Below are 16,050 nucleotides of genomic sequence, written 5' to 3'. Positions count from 1 at the left end.
GGCACCTCCCAGCGGGACGGGTTACGCCTACGTCACCGTAACCAGCAGCGGCCTAGATCGCAGTGGACAGTCTCGGATGTGAATCGACTTCCTTGTCGTACGTCCGTTCTAGCCTGCGATAGTGACCGACCCGCTCGCCGATGAGGCGCGCCGCCTGCGCGTCGAGGAGCAGCTCTCCGTCCGTGCGATCTGTGCCCGGCTGGGCATCGGCCACGACCGGGCGAACGCGTTGCTGCGCGGCGTACCGCCGCCCGATTGGACCCGTCGCCCGAACGCCAAGGATGCGCTGCGGGCCGACGCGGTGCGGCTGCGCGCCGACGGACGATCGGTCAACGAGATCGCGCAGCAGCTCGGTGTGGCGAAGTCGACCGCGTACCAGTGGGTGAAGCATCTGCCGTTGGATCCGGACGAGGCGGCGGCGGAGCGGCGGCGGGCCCGGTCGAAGCTGATGACCGACGCCCGGTGGTCGGCACACCGCGAGGCGCGCGACGCCGCGCAGGCGGCCGAGCAGGCACGCGGGGCGGAGGTGGTCGGCGCGCTGGACGAGCGGGATCTTTTGCTCCTTGGCGCCGCGATTTACTGGTGTGAGGGCACCAAATCAAAGCCTTGGCGGCGGGACGATCACCTGCAGTTCATCAACAGCGACCCCGGCATACTCGCGCTCTTCCTGCGTTTCCTCGCAGCGTGCGGGATCGATCGGGTAATGCCGACCTACCGGGTGAGCATCCACGAGGCGGCCGACGCCGAGGCGGCGATCTGTTGGTGGGCGGAGAAACTAGGGCTCCCCGTTGACCGGTTCAAGCGCTCGACCATCAAGCAGCACCGGGTGGCTACGGTCCGTCGGAACATCGGCAGTGACTACCACGGCTGCCTGGTGATCAACGTGCCGGGCAGCCGCGAGCTCTACTGGCGGATTGAAGGACTGGTTGCCGAGATCTTTGCCGCCGTAGCGACTGCCCCGAGCGGGCCGACGAGCGGCTGAGGGTTACCGCTATGCGCCAGCAACGTCGGTGCGGACTATCGAGCTGCCTGGAGGTGCGGGTGCCGAAGTCCCGTGAGCTGTATCTCTGGATAGAAGGCGTGGTGGAGGGGCTGGTGGCAGAGCCATGGCCAGGTGCGGGCAACGTGACGTCGGACGGCAGGCGCTAAGCTGTGAATGACCCTTCGGCCGTGGTGTAATTGGCAACACCCGGGTCTTTGGTACCCGTGTTTCAGGTTCGAACCCTGGCGGCCGAGCAGTTTTCTGGTGCCGGTGCCCCCTTGTCGGGGTATTCGGCGGTTTCCACTGCGGTCTGGTTAGCATGGCCGCGAGAGTGTCGCCGTCCCGACGGGAGCCACGTCGTGCCCCAGCCCCACCTCCGCACCGTTGTCGTGCTCGCCGCCGGTGAGGGCAAGCGGATGAAATCGGCCCTGCCCAAGGTGCTGCACCCGCTGCTCGGCCGTACCCTTCTCGGTCACGTGCTGGCCGCCGCCGCGCCGTTGGGCGCGGACCGCACGGTGGTCGTGGTCGGGCACGGCGCCGACCAGGTCCGGGGGCACCTGGCTGAGGTGGACCCGGACGCCGTCCCGGTGCTCCAAGCGCGGCAGCTCGGCACCGGGCACGCGGTGCGGATCGCGCTGGACGCCGTTCCGGAGGCCGCCGGCACGGTCGTGGTGATCAACGGGGACGTGCCGCTGCTGCGGCCGGAGACCGTGGCGGCGCTGGTGGAGGCGCACGAGGGCGCGGGCGCGGCGGCGACCGTGCTGGCCGCCGAGGTGCCGGACCCGACCGGCCTGGGCCGGATCGTGCGGGACGCCGGCGGCCGGCTGGAGCAGATCGTCGAGGAGCGGGACGCGACCCCGGAGCAGCGCGCGCTGCGGGAGATCAACGCGGGCATCTACGCGTTCGACGTGGCCCGGCTGCGGGACGCGCTGGGCAAGCTCTCCACCGACAACGACCAGGGCGAGGAGTACCTGACCGACGTCTTCGGCCTGCTCCGGGACGCTGGGGAGCCGGTGGCGGTGCACTGCGCCCCGGACCACGTGGAGACGCTGGGCTGCAACGACCGGGTCGAGTTGGCCGCGCTGCGCCGGCTGCTGCGGGACCGGGTGAACGAGGGCTGGATGCGGGCCGGGGTGAGCATCCTGGATCCGCACACCACCTGGATCGACGTGACGGTGACCGTCGAGCGGGACGCGGTGATCGACCAGAACACCCAGCTCCAGGGCGCGACGGTGGTCGGCGCCGGGGCGACGGTGGGGCCGGACACCACGCTGATCGACACCACCGTCGCGGAGGGCGCCAGCGTGGTGCGTAGCCACGCGGTGGGCGCCGAGGTCGGGCCGCGGGCGACGGTGGGGCCGTTCGCGTACCTGCGGCCGGCGGCGAAGCTGGCGGAGAAGGCGAAGGTGGGCACCTTCGTCGAGGTGAAGAACTCCGAGGTGGGTGCCGGCGCGAAGGTGCCGCACCTGTCGTACGTCGGGGACGCCACGATCGGCGCGAAGGCGAACATCGGCGCGGCGACGATCTTCGTGAACTACGACGGGGTGAACAAGCACCGCACGGTGGTCGGCGAGGCGGCCTTCGTCGGCTGCGACACCAGCCTGATCGCCCCGGTCGAGGTGGGCGCGGGGGCGTACATCGCGGCGGGCAGCGCGATCACCCAGGACGTGCCACCGGGTGCGCTCGGGGTGACCCGGGCGCCGCAGCGGGCGATCGAGGGCTGGGTGGCCCGCAAGCGGGCCGGTACGGCGTCCGCCGCCGCGGCCGAGGCGGCGCGGCAGGCCCGAGAGGGTGCGTCGGGCGAGGCCGGAGCCGCAAGAGAAGGTGACTGAATCCACGGGGACCGCCGGGCAACGGGTGGACCGGTGAACGCGGGGGATACTGCAACCGAATAGTCCGCGGCCCCACCGCCGCCGGGAAACACCGACATAACGGGAGCAGACGGGCCCATGGGCAGCATCGTCGCCGAAAACCGCAAGAGCCTGATGCTCTTCTCCGGACGGGGCTTTCCGGAGTTGGCCAAGGAGATCGGTGAGGTGCTCGGCATCGCGCCGACGCCTTCCGACTCGTACGAGTTCGCCAACGGGGAACTCTTCGTACGGTTCAAGGACTCGGTGCGCGGTTCGGACGCCTTCGTGGTGCAGTCCGTGACGCACGGCGTCAACACCTGGGTCATGGAGACCCTGATCATGATCGACGCGCTGAAGCGTGGTTCGGCCAAACGGATCACCGTGGTGCTGCCGTACTACCCGTACTCGCGGCAGGACAAGAAGCACCGCGGCCGGGAGCCGATCTCGGCGCGGCTGGTGGCCGACCTGCTGAAGACGGCGGGTGCGAACCGGATCCTGACGGTCGACCTGCACACCGCGCAGATCCAGGGCTTCTTCGACGGCCCGGTGGACCACCTCTTCGCGATGGACGTGCTCGCCGAGTACGTGGAGCACCGGTACGCTGGCCGGCCGATGACCGTGGTCGCGCCGGACTCGGGCCGGGTGCGGGTGGCCGAGCGGTGGACGGACCGGCTGGGTGGTTGCCCGCTGGCGTTCATCCACAAGACCCGGGACCCGCTGAAGCCGAACCAGGTGGTGGCGAACCGGGTGGTCGGTGAGGTCGAGGGCCGGGTGTGCCTGATCGTCGACGACATGATCGACACTGGTGGCACGATCACCAAGGCCGCGGACATCCTGAAGGAGTCGGGCGCGGCGGAGATCGTGGTCGCGTCGACCCACGCGCTGCTGTCGGACCCGGCGACCGAGCGGCTGAAGAACAGCCCGATCAGCGAGGTCGTGGTGACCAACACGCTGCCGCTGCCGCCCGAGAAGCAGCTCGACAAGATCACCGTGCTGTCGATCGCGCCGCTGCTGGCCCGGGCGATCCGGGAGGTCTTCGACGACGGTTCGGTGACCACGCTCTTCGGTGGCCTGAGCTGATTCGTACGCGGTCCCGGCTCGCGCGTCCGACGCCGCGAGCCGGGGCGGTCGGCGGCCGGGCCGCCGCGCTGCGGGCCGGCCGCGGCGGTGAGGTGGGGACTGCCGGATAGCCGGGAAATCCCTCGGGTAGACTGGTGCGGTTGCCACGGCGAGGGTGCCCGGCGGGCTGAAAAGCACCGCACGGAGGCGCCGTCATCGACGCGGTGCTCCGGGCAGTCGTTCATGACGCATGAGCCCCAGCGAGCCCCTCGCCCCAGCACCGCCAGTCGACAAGCCGCCGCAGCGAAAGCATCAGGAGTTTCCCCGTGTCCGAGGTAAAGATCAGCGCCGAGCCCCGCACCGAGTTCGGCAAGGGTGGTGCCCGTCGTACCCGCCGGGCCGGCAAGGTGCCCGCCGTGCTGTACGGCCACGGCGAGAAGCCGAAGCACATCGCGCTCCCGGCGCGTGAGTTCGCCGCCGCGATCCGCAAGGGCGGTGCGAACCAGCTCTTCGCGATCGAGGTCAGCGACGGCACGCAGGTGCTGGCGCTGCCGAAGGCGATCCAGCGTGACCCGATCAAGGACACCTTCGAGCACGTCGACCTGCTCCTGGTCCGCCGCGGCGAGAAGGTGACCGTGGAGGTCCCGGTCGAGCTGACCGGTGAGGCCGCGAAGGACACCCTGATCGTGCACGACCACGACACCCTCTCGGTGACCGCCGACGCCACCAAGGTGCCGGACCACCTGGAGGCCTCGATCGACGGCGCTGTGCCGGGTGTTCAGGTCACCGCCGCCGACGTGCAGCTGCCGGCCGGTGTCGAGCTGGCCGCCGACCCGGAGCTGCCGGTCGCCACGGTGACCGCCGCCCCGACCGCCGAGCAGCTCGAGGCCACCCTGCCTGAGGTCGAGGAGGCCGCCGAGGAAGCCGAGGCCGAGGTCGGCGAGGAGACCGCCGAGGCTCCGGAGGGTGTTCCGGCCGAGGGCGAGCCGGCTGCCGAGGAGAAGACCGAGGCCTGATCGGTCCGCAGGCTGTGCGACAGGCGTCCCCGGTTCTCCGGGGGCGCCTGTCGGCGTATCGGGCGACGGGCTCCGGTCGTGGCGCGGCGGTGGCCGCGCCGAGCTGGAGTCGTCGGGCGTGAGGGAAGGGACGTGGCGTGACGGACGAGTCGGGGCCGTGGCTGGTGGTCGGCCTGGGCAACCCCGGTCGGGAGTACGCGGGCAACCGGCACAACGTCGGCTTCATGGTGGCCGAACTGCTGGCCGGCCGGCTGGGCGGGAAGTTCGGGCGGCACAAGCGGGCGGTGGCGGAGGTCGCCGAGGGGCGGCTGGGGTTCGGCGGCCCGAAGCTGGTGCTGGTGAAGCCGCTGACGTACATGAACCTGTCCGGTGGGCCGGTGGTCGGGCTGGCGCAGTTCCACAAGATCCCGCCGGGCCGGGTGATCGCGGTGCACGATGAGCTGGACATCCCGTACGGGCAGTTGCGGGTCAAGTGCGGCGGCGGCGAGGGCGGGCACAACGGCCTGCGCTCGATGTCGAAGTCGCTCGGCACGAAGGACTACGTGCGGGTGCGCTTCGGCATCGGCCGGCCGCCGGGGCGCCAGGATCCGGCGGACTACGTGCTGTCGGATTTCTCCTCGTCCGAGCGTAAGGAGCTGGAGTTCCTGGTCGACCGGGCGGCGGACGTGGTGGAGTCGGTGATCACCAAGGGTGTGGAGCCGACCCAGAACCTCTACCACGGGACCTGACCAGCCGTCGTCCCGGGCGCGCGGGGTTCTCGGCCGGTAGTCTGCGCCTTTCTGACGTGGCGGATGCCGGTGACGGCGAGCGACGGGAGCGGAAGCATGGGCAGTCCTCCGATGATCGACGGCGCGTTCGCCCGGTGGCTGGCGGCCCGCGCCGGGCAGGCGCTGATGAACCTGCGTACGGAGCTGGGCTTCGCCGACCCGGGGGCGTTGAAGTCGGCCGGGGACAAGGTGTCGCACGACCTGATCCGTACCGAGCTGGCGCGGTGGCGGCCGGCGGACGCGGTGCTGTCGGAGGAGGACGAGGGCTCGCGGCTGGCCTGGACCGCGGAGGTGAGCCCGGACGCGGTGTCCCGGCTGACCGCCGACCGGGTGTGGATCATCGACCCGTTGGACGGTACCCGGGAGTTCGCCGAGGAGGGCCGGTCGGACTGGGCGGTGCACGTGGCGCTCTGGGCGCGGAACGCGCCGACGCCGCACGGGCTGGTCGCCGGGGCGGTGGGGTTGCCGGCGCAGCACCGGGTGCTGGCCACCGACTACCCGCCGGCGTATCCGCCGATGACGCTGGAGGCGGCGACCGCGCCCGGCGTGCGGACCATCCGGCTGGCCGCGAGCCGCAGCCGTCCCCCGGTCTTCCTGACCGACCTGGCCGAGGGCGTCGGGGCGCACCTGGTGCCGATGGGATCGGCGGGCGCGAAGATCGCCGCGGTGGTGGCCGGTGAGGTGGACGCGTACATCCACGCCGGCGGTCAGTACGAGTGGGACTCGGCGGCGCCGATCGCTGTGGCGACGGCCACCGGACTGCACGCTTCCCGGATCGACGGTTCTGCGCTGAAATACAACGAGGCCGACCCGCGCCTACCCGACCTGCTGGTCTGCCGCAAGGATCTCGCCAGTCGGTTGCTTGCAGCGTTGCAGCGGCATTCCGGGTAGCCTGAACGTTCTTCTTGACGAGTCCGACCGGAAAGGTCTGGAATTCCGATGAACGGATCTGAGGGAATCGAGTTTCGCCGATGACGTCCCCGGCCGCGTACCAGGTCTCCCACCTCGACGCGCTGGAGGCGGAGAGCATCTTCGTGATGCGCGAGGTGGTCGCCGAGATGGAGCGCCCGGTGCTGCTGTTCTCGGGCGGCAAGGACTCGATCGTGATGCTCCGGTTGGCCCAGAAGGCGTTCGCCCCGGCCAACATCCCCTTCCCGGTGATGCACGTGGACACCGGGCACAACTTCCCCGAGGTGCTGGAGTATCGCGACCAGCGGGTCGCCGAACTGGGCCTGCACCTGATCGTGGCGAGCGTCCCGGAGGCCCTGGCCGCGGGGCTGGTCCGCGAGTCGGCGGACGGCATGCGCAACCGGATCCAGACCCCGGTGCTGCTCGACGCGGTGGAGAAGCACCGCTTCGACGCGCTGTTCGGCGGCGCCCGGCGGGACGAGGAGAAGGCCCGGGCCAAGGAGCGGGTGTTCAGCTTCCGCGACGAGTTCGGCCAGTGGGACCCGAAGAACCAGCGGCCGGAGCTGTGGTCGCTCTACAACGGCCGGCACCACCCGGGCGAGTCGATTCGGGTGTTCCCGCTGTCCAACTGGACCGAGCTGGACGTCTGGCACTACATCGCCCGGGAGCGGATCCCGCTGCCGTCGATCTACTACGCGCACGAGCGTGAGGTGATCGAGCGGGACGGCATGCTCTACGCGGTCAACGAGTTCATCCGGCCCAAGGCGGGCGAGGAGCGGTTCAAGGCGCAGGTGCGTTACCGGACCGTCGGCGACGCCTCGTGCACCGCGGCCGTCCGCTCCGACGCGGACACGGTGGAGAAGGTGATCGAGGAGGTGGCCGCGACGCGGATCACCGAGCGCGGCGCGACTCGGGGCGACGACCGGGTCAGCGAGGCCGCCATGGAGGACCGCAAGCGGGAGGGCTACTTCTGATGAGCACAGAGACGCTGGAGACGGACGCGCCGGCGGCCCGCCAGATGGACCTGCTGCGGTTCGCCACCGCCGGGAGCGTCGACGACGGCAAGTCGACCCTGATCGGCCGGCTGCTGTACGACACGAAGTCGCTCTTCACCGACCAGCTCGCCGCGGTCGAGGCGGTCAGCGCGGCCCGCGGCGACGAGTACACCAACCTGGCCCTGCTCACCGACGGCCTGCGGGCGGAGCGGGAGCAGGGCATCACCATCGACGTGGCGTACCGCTACTTCGCCACGCCCCGGCGGAAGTTCATCATCGCCGACACCCCCGGGCACATCCAGTACACCCGCAACATGGTCACCGGCGCCTCCACCGCCGACCTGGCGCTGATCCTGGTCGACGCCCGCAAGGGCCTGGTCGAGCAGTCGCGCCGGCACGCCTTCCTCTGCTCGCTGCTGCGGGTGCCGCACCTGGTCCTCTGCGTCAACAAGATGGACCTGGTCGACTGGTCGGAGGAGGTGTTCGAGCGGATCGCCGCGGAGTTCACCGCGTTCGCCGCGAAGCTCGAGGCACCCGACCTGACCGTGATCCCGATCTCCGCGCTCAAGGGCGACAACATCGTCTCCCGCTCCGAGAACATGCCCTGGTACGAGGGCCCGTCGCTGCTGCACCACCTGGAGCGGGTGCACATCGCCTCCGACCGCAACCTGGTCGACGTGCGCTTCCCGGTGCAGTACGTGATCCGTCCGCAGTCCACCACGGTCACCGACTACCGGGGGTACGCGGGCCAGGTCGCCTCGGGCGTGCTCAAGCCGGGCGACGAGGTGATGGTGCTGCCGTCCGGCTTCACCAGCCGGATCGCTGCGGTGGAGACGGCGGACGGCCCGGTGGCCGAGGCGTTCCCGCCGATGTCGGTGACGGTCCGGCTGACCGACGAGATCGACATCTCGCGCGGCGACATGATCTGCCGGCCGAACAACGCCCCGGCCGTCGCGCAGGACATCGAGGCGATGGTCTGCTGGCTGGACGAGACCCGCCCGTTGCAGGTCGGCGGCAAGTACGCCATCAAGCACACCACCCGCTCGGCGCGGGCGATCGTGCGCGGCCTGCACTACCGGCTGGACATCAACTCGCTGCACCGGGACGAGGCGGCCGGCGAGCTGAAGCTCAACGAGATCGGCCGGATCCGGCTGCGCACCACCGTCCCGCTGCTCGCCGACGAGTACCGCCGCAACCGGACCACCGGCGGCTTCGTGATCATCGACGAGACCACCAACCGCACCGTCGGCGCCGGCATGATCGTCGAAGCCGGCTGACCCCGCGCAACTGCTCGAACGGCCCCCGACCGTCGGGGCCGGAGGGTCGTGCGGCGTGATCAGTCGAGCCGGGCGGCGCCGGCGGCCGGGCGGACGGTCACCGCGCCGGGGGCGGCGAAGCCGCGCTCGGCGTACGCGGTGCTGACGGCGGCGGCAACGGCGTCGGCGGAGTCCGCGTCGACCAGGGCGAGGACGCAGCCGCCGAAGCCGCCCCCGGTCATCCGGGCCCCGTACGCCCCGGCGGCCAGGGCCGCCTCGACCGCCGTGTCGACCTCGGGCACGGTGATCTCGAAGTCGTCCCGCATCGAGGCGTGCGAGGCGGTCAGCAGCGGGCCGATGTCGCGTACTCGGCCGGCGCGCAGCAGCGCGACGATGTCGAGCACCCGCTGGTCCTCGGTGACCACGTGCCGGACCCGGCGACGGGTCTCGTCGTCGGGCAGCTTGTCCAGCGTGGCGTCGAGGTCGGCGAGGTCCACGTCGCGCAGCGCGGCCACCCCGAGGGCCTGCGCCGCCTCCTCGCAGGACCTGCGGCGGGAGGCGTACTCGCCGTCGGCGTGCCGGTGCGGGGCGCGGCTGTCGATCACGAGCACGGCGAGCCCGGCGGCGTCCAGGTCGAACGGGACCTGCTCGACCTCCTCGCTGCGGCAGTCCAGGAAGAGGGCGTGCCCCGCCCGGCCCCGGATGACCGCCGACTGGTCCATGATCCCGGTGGGCGCGCCCACGTACTCGTTCTCGGCCCGCTGGGCCAGCCGGGGCCACCGTTCGGCGGGCAGGTCGAGCCCGCCCAGCTCGACCAGGGCGGCGAGCACCGCGGACTCGACGGCCGCCGACGAGGAGAGCCCGGAGCCGACCGGCACGTCGGAGGCGATGGCGAGCCGGGCGCCGGGGACGGCGTGGCCGGCGGCGCGCAGCGCCCAGACCACGCCGGCGACGTAGCCGGCCCAGCCGGTGACCCGGCCCGGCTCGTCGGCCTCGTCCGGCCCGAACTCCACCGCGTCGTCGTCCAGCTCCGAACAGACCGTCCAGCGTTCGTCGTCGCCGGGGGCCGCGGCGACCACGGTACGCAGCGGCAGCGCGAAGGGGAGCACGAAGCCGTCGTTGTAGTCGGTGTGCTCGCCGATCAGGTTGACCCGCCCGGGAGCCGCCCAGCGGCCCGCCGGCTGCGTGCCGTACCGCTGCCGGAAGCCGGCGGTGGCGCGGGCCGCGACATCGCCGGACGGCGCGGCGGCCGGGTCGGGACCGGTCACCGCTGCCCCAGGACGTGCTCGCGATAGAACGCCCAGGCGTCGCCGACCATGTCCCGCAGGGTGGCCTTAACCGGCACCCAGCCCAGCTCCGCGCGGGCCAGCGCGGAGGAGGCGACCAGTTCGGCCGGGTCGCCCTCGCGGCGCGGGGCCACCTCGACCGGCACCGGATGGCCGGTGACCTCGCGGACCACCTCGATCACCTGCCGGTTGGTGAAGCCGTTGCCGTTGCCCAGGTTGTAGATCCGGTGCCGGCCGGCGGTCGCGGCGTCGAGCGCCAGCAGGTGGGCCCGGGCCAGGTCCGCCACGTGGATGTAGTCGCGGACGCAGGTGCCGTCGACGGTGGGGTAGTCGTCGCCGAAGAGCTGGAGCTTGTCGCGCCGGCCGGCGGCCACGTCGAGGGCGAGCGGGATGAGGTGGGTCTCCGGGTCGTGCCGCTCCCCGATGGCCCGCCCGTCGTGCAGGTACGCCCCGGCGACGTTGAAGTAGCGCAGCGAGACGGCGGCCAGGTCGTGCGCGACCGCCTCGGAGGTGAGCGCCATGTCGACGGCCAGCTTGGTCGCCCCGTACGTGTTGGTGGGCGCCTTGACGGCGGTCTCCGGGATGGGCAGCTCGGTGGGGTTGCCGTAGACGGCGGCGGTGGAGGAGAAGACCAGCCGGGGCACCCGGGCGGCGCGGACCGCGTCGAGCAGGGCGAGCGAGCCGACCGTGTTGGTGTCCCAGTAGAGCTCCGGCTTGACCATCGACTCGCCGGCGGCGATCAGCGCGGCGAAGTGCAGCACGCCCTCGAAGCCGGCGTCCGGGGTGAGCACCCGGGCGACCTCGTGGACCGACAGGTCGACGTGGGTGGCCTCGGGGGCGAGGGCCGCTCGGTGGCCGGTGCGCAGGTCGTCCAGGACGGTGACGTCGTGGCCGTTGTCCAGCAGCATCCGGGTCACCACGCTGCCGATGTAGCCGGCGCCGCCGGTGACGAGCAGTTTCACGTCGGGTCCTCCCTGCCTGGCCGGGCCCCGCGCCGACCGTCCGTCGATCACCCTAGGCCCGCGGGCTGTGCCCCCGCTGCCCGTGGCCCATCGCTATTCCACCACGATCCGCCATGATTGAACAGATACGCACATAGCCCGAGCTGGACGGCCGTTGCTGTCTAGCATCCTTCTCATGCGGGAGCCAGGCGGTCCCGGGCTCCGGCGGCGGCTGCCGGGGCGGCCGCGACGCGAGCCGGGACCGGTGGCCCGGACCGTCGCCCGGCTCGTGGTCCGGGCCACCGACGGCGCCACCCGCCTGGTCACCGACCTGCTCGGGGCGAGCCCGGCCGCCGGCCGCGAGCGGATCAGCGAGGCCGAGCTGCGCGACCTGGTTGCCGCCAACACGGTGCTCGACCCGGACGAACGCCGGATCATCGACGAGGTGCTGGTGGCCGGGGCGCGGCTGGTGCGCGAGGTGATGGTGCCGCGTACCGAGGTGGTGTTCCTCTCCGCCGGGCTGACCCTCGCCGAGGCGGAACGGCTGGTCCGGGCCGAGACGCACACCCGGTACCCGGTGGTCGACGGCACCCACGACGACGTGGTCGGCTTCGTCCACCTGCGGGACGTGCTGCTCCGCCCCGAACCGGACGGCTGCGCCACGGTCGGGGAGCTGACCCGCGAGGTGAAGCAGTTGCCCGGCAGCAAGCGGGTGCTCGCCGCGCTCACCGAGATGCGCCGGGAGGGGCACCACCTGGCCGTGGTGGTCGACGAGTACGGCGGCACCGCCGGCATCGTGACCTGCGAGGACCTGGTCGAGGAGCTGGTCGGGGAGATCCACGACGAGTATCACGACGTCCCGCCCGACCCGGCTCACGCGGGCCTGCCCGCGGTCGTCGACGGCCGGCTCAACCTGGCCGACTTCGCCGAGCGCACCGGGGTCCCGCTGCCCGCCGGGCCGTACGAGACGGTCGGCGGGTACGTGATGGCCGCCCTGGGCCGGCTCCCGGTCGCCGGTGACGAGGTCCCGGTGGACCCGGCCGGGCCCGGCGCCGGCGTACCGGATCCGGAGGACCCGCCGGGCGGCTGGCTGCTGCGGGTGCTCGCGCTGGAGGGGCGGCGGGTGTCCCGCCTGGCGGTCTCCGCCGTGCGCCTGCCGGAGCAGCGACGCGAGGTCGGCGCCCCGGCCCCGCCCGTCGGGCGCCGACCCGCCGGCCCGTCATGACGTACGCCGGGCGTTGCTGACAGAATTGCCGCCATGTCCATGTCCGACGTACCCGCACGCCCGCGCGTCTTCTCCGGCATCCAGCCGACGGCCGACTCGTTCCACCTCGGCAACTACCTGGGCGCGCTGCGGCACTGGGTGGCCCTGCAGGACAGCCACGACGCGTTCTACTGCGTGGTGGACCTGCACGCGATCACCGCCGGGCACGACCCGAAGGCGCTCAAGCAGCGCAGCCGGCTGGCCGCCGCGCAGCTCTTCGCGCTGGGCATCGACCCGGAGCGCAGCACCCTCTTCGTCCAGTCGCAGGTGCCCGAGCACTCGCAGCTGGCCTGGGTGCTCGGCTGCATCACCGGCTTCGGCGAGGCCAGCCGGATGACGCAGTTCAAGGACAAGTCGCAGAAGCAGGGCAGTGAGCGGGCCAGCGTCGGCCTCTTCACGTACCCGATCCTGCAGGCCGCCGACATCCTGCTCTACCAGGCCCACGCGGTGCCGGTCGGCGAGGACCAGCGGCAGCACCTGGAACTCTCCCGGGACCTGGCCCAGCGGTTCAACACGCTGTTCGGGCCGACCTTCACCGTGCCCGCGCCGCACATCGTCAAGGACACCGCGAAGATCACCGACCTGCAGGACCCGACGGCCAAGATGTCGAAGTCGTCCTCCTCGCCGGCCGGCATCATCGACCTGCTGGAGGATCCGGCCCGCTCGGCCAAGAAGATCCGCTCCGCGGTCACCGACACCGGCCGCGAGATCGTCTTCGACGCCGAGGGCAAGCCGGGCATCTCCAACCTGCTCACCATCTACTCGGCGCTCTCCGGCCGGAGCATCGACGAGCTGGTCGCCGCGTACGACGGCAAGGGCTACGGCGACCTGAAGAAGGACCTCGGCGAGGTGGTCCGGGAGTTCGTCACCCCGATCCAGGAGCGCACCCGCGCCCACCTGGACGACCCGGCCCAGCTCGACAAGCTGCTCGCGCACGGTGCGGAGAAGGCCCGGGCGGTCGCCGCCGCGACGCTGCTGACCGCGTACGAGCGGATCGGCTTCTTTCCGCCGGTCCGGGCCGAGTAGCGGTCCGGGCACGACGGGACGGGTGGACACAGTCGGCGGCCGGAGGGGTGGCGCGGAGCGTGGATCGCAGGGACGGGGGGCCGGACGCCGGCGACACCATCCAGATCGGGATCGCGGTGGACATCCCCGAGCCGTGGGGCGGGATGCTCACCCGCCGCCGGATCGAGGCCGGCGACCCGCAGGCCGTCCCGGCGCACGTCACCCTGCTCGGGCCCACCGAGATCCCGGTGCGCGCGCTGCCTGCCGTCGAGGCGCACCTGGCCCGGGTGGCCGCCGCGCATCTGCCGTTCACCCTGCATCTGCGGGGCACCGGCACGTTCCGGCCGGTCACCCAGGTGGTCTTCGTGGCGGTGGCGGCCGGGATCAGTGAGTGCGAGCTGCTGGCCGCCGCCATCAACTCGGCGCCCGAGCTGCACCGGGAGGCGCGCTTCCCGTACCACCCGCACGTCACGGTGGCCCAGGACGTGCCGCCCGAGGTGCTCGACAAGGCGTACGAGGACCTGGCCGACTTCTCCGCGCTGTTCGAGGTGGCGGCGTTCACCCTCTTCTCGCACAGCGGGGAAACCCGGTGGCAGCCCCGCCGCGACTTCCCGCTCGGCGGCTGAGCTGAGCACCTGGCCGGCCCGCCGCCGCCGTGATGGAGGATCCGCGAGGATGACGTGGTGAACGTGATCGGCCGGATCGAGGCCGCGGCGAACCGTCGGATCGACGCCGCGCGGGACCGGTCGCCGGCCTTCGACCACCTGTGGCGGGCCGGGGCGCTCTACGGCAACGTGCTCGGCGGCCGGCTCGCCGCCGCGATCGCCTACTACGGCTTCTTCGCGGTGTTCGCGCTCGCCCTGGTCACCTACTGGGTGATCGGCGCGATCCTCGAGGACAACAACGAGTTCAGCAGGGCGGCGGCGGGCTTCCTGGAGCGGAACGTCCCGTTCCTCAATCCGCAGCAGGTCGCGCAGAGCAGCAACACCATCGGGGTGGCCGGCCTGTTCATCCTGGTCTTCACCGGGATCGGCTGGGTCGAGGCGATCCGCTCCTCGCAGCGGCTGATGTACGGCCTCAACCAGCAGCCCGGCAATCTGGTGATCCGCCGCCTGGTCGACCTGGTGGTGCTGGTCGTGGTCTTCGTGCTGCTCGGCGTCTCGGTGGTCGCCGTCGACGCGCTGGGATCGGTGCTGCGCTTCCTGCTGCGCAGCACCGGATCGGTCGGGCTGACCACGCTCGGCGCGATGCTCAGCGTGCTGGTCAACGCGGTGCTGGCGGTGGCGCTGCTGGTCGCGGTGCCCCGGCTGCGGATGAGCCGGCGCCGGCTGCGGCCGGTGGTCCTGCTGGTGGCCGTCGGCATCACCCTGCTGAACACGGTCGGGCGCTACTACGTGGTCCGCACCGAGCACAATCCCGCGTACACGGTGGTGGCCACCGCGGTGGGGCTGCTGCTCTACCTCTACCTGCTCAACCAGCTGCTGCTCTTCGGCGCGGCGCTGGCCGCCACCAGCCGGTACGGCCGGGTGGTCGACCTGTCCGAGGGGCGCGCGGCCCGGGAGGTGGACGTCGAGGTGGACGTGGAGACCGACCCGGGTACGCCGGGAGGTGCGGGATGACCACGCGGATCCGGATCGACGCGACCTCGGCGGTGCCTCCGTACGAGCAGGTGCGCGGGCAGCTCGCCCGGATGATCGGCGACGGCCGGCTGCCGGTGGGCACCCGGCTGCCCGCGGTCCGGCAGCTCGCCACCGACCTGGGGCTGGCGGTGAACACGGTGGCCCGGGCGTACCGGGAGCTGGAGGGGGCCGGGCTGGTGGAGACCCGGGGCCGGCACGGCACCGTGGTCGCGCCCGGCCGCGACGACGCCACCGACCGGCTGCACCGCGCCGCGACCGAGTACGCCGCCGAGGCGCTCCGCCTGGGCGTACCCCCGGACCGCGCTCTCGCCCTCGTCCGCGCCGCCCTCGACGCCACCCGCTGACCCGGCTGGGCGATCCGGACCACGTCCCCGAAAGAGTGGCCCCGGTTCGCCGACAGGCCACACTTTCCCGATGTTGTGCGGATCTTGGAGTTCGGGGTGCCGGTAACGACCATGATGAGCCGGTGGGCGCACTCGTGACACTGGACCTGCCGGACGACTCGCCGATGCTCGGCCTGCCGTGGATCATCACCTTCGGCCCGCTCGGCGACGCCGACGAGTGGGAGCCGGTCGTCTGCGGCCCGTACGAGCGGCCGCACGCGCTCGCCCTGGCCGAGGCGGTGGTGGCCGAGGAGCAGCTGATGGCGGTGGTCGAGCCGCTGCTGCCCGCGCTGACCCCCGAGGAGATCCGCAGCGAGATCGCCGCCGCGCAGATCGCCGCCGAGGACGAGGCGGCCCGGACCGACCAGGCGGACCTCTACGGCGACTTCGAGGACGTCATCGACGAGGAACTGGAGCTCGCCGCCGAACGGGAGCCGGAGCCCGAGCCGGTGCGGGCCCCGAGCCGGGACGAGGTACGGGCCGGCTTCGCCCGGATCGCCAAGCTGCTCGCCAGCAAGGACTGAGCGCGCTCACCGGCCCGGTTCGGGGTCGAGCGCGGTCCGCGGTCCCCGATGGACGCCGGCCCCCGGGAAGTCGACTCCCCGCGGGGCCGGCGCCACCTCACCCCCCACCACAAGGGGTCGGTGGCCCAGCCGCCCGTCGGCGCGAAGCACAACGGACGACCAGGTCAATGGCG

The 16,050-nt window shown here is 72.2% G+C and carries 16 protein-coding genes and 1 tRNA gene; 15 read left to right on the top strand and 2 right to left on the bottom strand.

The window, feature by feature from the left end; genetic code table 11:
• The first annotated feature begins 121 nt into the window (after positions 1–121).
• The 9 genes from ONA70_RS08755 to cysN all read left to right on the top strand — a co-directional run bounded on the left by ONA70_RS08755 (position 122) and on the right by cysN (position 8,855).
• Positions 122–982 carry a helix-turn-helix domain-containing protein gene (locus ONA70_RS08755; RefSeq protein ID WP_265005840.1) on the top strand — a complete coding sequence of 287 codons (861 nt, stop codon included), beginning with the start codon at positions 122–124 and terminating at the stop codon, positions 980–982.
• Positions 983–1,164: 182 nt separating this feature from the next.
• Positions 1,165–1,236 (top strand) — tRNA-Gln (locus tag ONA70_RS08750).
• 162 nt (positions 1,237–1,398) lie between these two features.
• Complete coding sequence (gene glmU / locus ONA70_RS08745) at positions 1,399–2,814, top strand: bifunctional UDP-N-acetylglucosamine diphosphorylase/glucosamine-1-phosphate N-acetyltransferase GlmU (protein ID WP_265005862.1); 1,416 nt, start codon at positions 1,399–1,401, stop codon at positions 2,812–2,814.
• A gap of 117 nt (positions 2,815–2,931) precedes the next feature.
• Positions 2,932–3,912, top strand: coding sequence for a ribose-phosphate diphosphokinase (locus ONA70_RS08740; protein ID WP_265005839.1), 981 nt, complete (start codon positions 2,932–2,934; stop codon positions 3,910–3,912).
• Positions 3,913–4,217: 305 nt separating this feature from the next.
• Positions 4,218–4,907: a 50S ribosomal protein L25/general stress protein Ctc gene (locus ONA70_RS08735; RefSeq protein WP_265005838.1), complete on the top strand. Its 690-nt coding sequence runs from the start codon at positions 4,218–4,220 to the stop codon at positions 4,905–4,907.
• Between the two features lie 137 nt (positions 4,908–5,044).
• On the top strand, positions 5,045–5,635 hold the full coding sequence (gene pth, locus ONA70_RS08730) for an aminoacyl-tRNA hydrolase (protein ID WP_265005837.1): 591 nt from the start codon (positions 5,045–5,047) through the stop codon (positions 5,633–5,635).
• Between the two features lie 96 nt (positions 5,636–5,731).
• Positions 5,732–6,565, top strand: coding sequence for a 3'(2'),5'-bisphosphate nucleotidase CysQ (locus tag ONA70_RS08725; protein WP_265005836.1), 834 nt, complete (start codon positions 5,732–5,734; stop codon positions 6,563–6,565).
• An 80-nt stretch (positions 6,566–6,645) separates the two neighbouring features.
• On the top strand, positions 6,646–7,557 hold the full coding sequence (gene cysD, locus ONA70_RS08720; RefSeq protein ID WP_265005835.1) for a sulfate adenylyltransferase subunit CysD: 912 nt from the start codon (positions 6,646–6,648) through the stop codon (positions 7,555–7,557).
• A complete protein-coding gene (gene cysN, locus ONA70_RS08715; RefSeq protein WP_265005834.1) occupies positions 7,557–8,855 on the top strand; it encodes a sulfate adenylyltransferase subunit CysN in 1,299 nt (432 codons plus the stop codon). The genes cysD and cysN overlap by 1 nt, the downstream gene beginning before the upstream one ends.
• A gap of 59 nt (positions 8,856–8,914) precedes the next feature.
• Here the strand turns inward: cysN and galK are convergent, their stop codons facing one another.
• A complete protein-coding gene (gene galK / locus ONA70_RS08710) occupies positions 8,915–10,102 on the bottom strand; it encodes a galactokinase (RefSeq protein ID WP_265005833.1) in 1,188 nt (395 codons plus the stop codon).
• Positions 10,099–11,082 (bottom strand): UDP-glucose 4-epimerase GalE, encoded by a 984-nt coding sequence (gene galE / locus ONA70_RS08705; RefSeq protein WP_265005832.1) that lies wholly within the window; start codon positions 11,080–11,082, stop codon positions 10,099–10,101. The genes galK and galE overlap by 4 nt, the downstream gene beginning before the upstream one ends.
• A gap of 175 nt (positions 11,083–11,257) precedes the next feature.
• Here galE and ONA70_RS08700 point away from each other — a divergent pair, with 175 nt between their 5' ends.
• The 6 genes from ONA70_RS08700 (at position 11,258) to ONA70_RS08675 (ending at position 15,877) form a co-directional block, all read left to right on the top strand.
• Positions 11,258–12,286 (top strand): hemolysin family protein, encoded by a 1,029-nt coding sequence (locus ONA70_RS08700; protein WP_265005831.1) that lies wholly within the window; start codon positions 11,258–11,260, stop codon positions 12,284–12,286.
• 39 nt (positions 12,287–12,325) lie between these two features.
• The gene (trpS, locus tag ONA70_RS08695) at positions 12,326–13,351 is read left to right on the top strand and encodes a tryptophan--tRNA ligase (protein ID WP_265005861.1); all 1,026 of its coding nucleotides are present in this window, start codon (positions 12,326–12,328) and stop codon (positions 13,349–13,351) included.
• 59 nt (positions 13,352–13,410) lie between these two features.
• The gene (locus tag ONA70_RS08690) at positions 13,411–13,956 is read left to right on the top strand and encodes a 2'-5' RNA ligase family protein (protein ID WP_265005830.1); all 546 of its coding nucleotides are present in this window, start codon (positions 13,411–13,413) and stop codon (positions 13,954–13,956) included.
• A gap of 57 nt (positions 13,957–14,013) precedes the next feature.
• Positions 14,014–14,949: a YhjD/YihY/BrkB family envelope integrity protein gene (locus ONA70_RS08685; protein WP_265005829.1), complete on the top strand. Its 936-nt coding sequence runs from the start codon at positions 14,014–14,016 to the stop codon at positions 14,947–14,949.
• Positions 14,946–15,314 (top strand): GntR family transcriptional regulator, encoded by a 369-nt coding sequence (locus ONA70_RS08680; RefSeq protein WP_265005828.1) that lies wholly within the window; start codon positions 14,946–14,948, stop codon positions 15,312–15,314. Before ONA70_RS08685 ends, ONA70_RS08680 begins: the two co-directional genes overlap by 4 nt.
• Before the next feature lie 122 nt (positions 15,315–15,436).
• Complete coding sequence (locus tag ONA70_RS08675) at positions 15,437–15,877, top strand: hypothetical protein (protein WP_265005827.1); 441 nt, start codon at positions 15,437–15,439, stop codon at positions 15,875–15,877.
• Positions 15,878–16,050: the final 173 nt, after the last annotated feature.

The sequence above is a fragment of the Micromonospora yasonensis genome (genome assembly GCF_026013475.1).
In the GTDB taxonomy this organism is placed as follows: Bacteria; Actinomycetota; Actinomycetes; order Mycobacteriales; family Micromonosporaceae; genus Micromonospora; species Micromonospora yasonensis.
Note: the sequence above shows the minus strand (reverse complement) of the source record. Positions and strands in the feature narration are given on the sequence as shown.

Coding starts and splice junctions, on each gene's coding strand:
- ONA70_RS08740 (WP_265005839.1), top strand. CDS start 2,932: ATGGGCAGCATCGTCGCCGAAAACCGCAAGAGCCTGATGCTCTTCTCC.
- cysD (WP_265005835.1), top strand. CDS start 6,646: ATGACGTCCCCGGCCGCGTACCAGGTCTCCCACCTCGACGCGCTGGAG.
- ONA70_RS08680 (WP_265005828.1), top strand. CDS start 14,946: ATGACCACGCGGATCCGGATCGACGCGACCTCGGCGGTGCCTCCGTAC.
- ONA70_RS08725 (WP_265005836.1), top strand. CDS start 5,732: ATGGGCAGTCCTCCGATGATCGACGGCGCGTTCGCCCGGTGGCTGGCG.
- glmU (WP_265005862.1), top strand. CDS start 1,399: ATGAAATCGGCCCTGCCCAAGGTGCTGCACCCGCTGCTCGGCCGTACC.
- trpS (WP_265005861.1), top strand. CDS start 12,326: ATGTCCGACGTACCCGCACGCCCGCGCGTCTTCTCCGGCATCCAGCCG.
- cysN (WP_265005834.1), top strand. CDS start 7,557: ATGAGCACAGAGACGCTGGAGACGGACGCGCCGGCGGCCCGCCAGATG.
- ONA70_RS08700 (WP_265005831.1), top strand. CDS start 11,258: ATGCGGGAGCCAGGCGGTCCCGGGCTCCGGCGGCGGCTGCCGGGGCGG.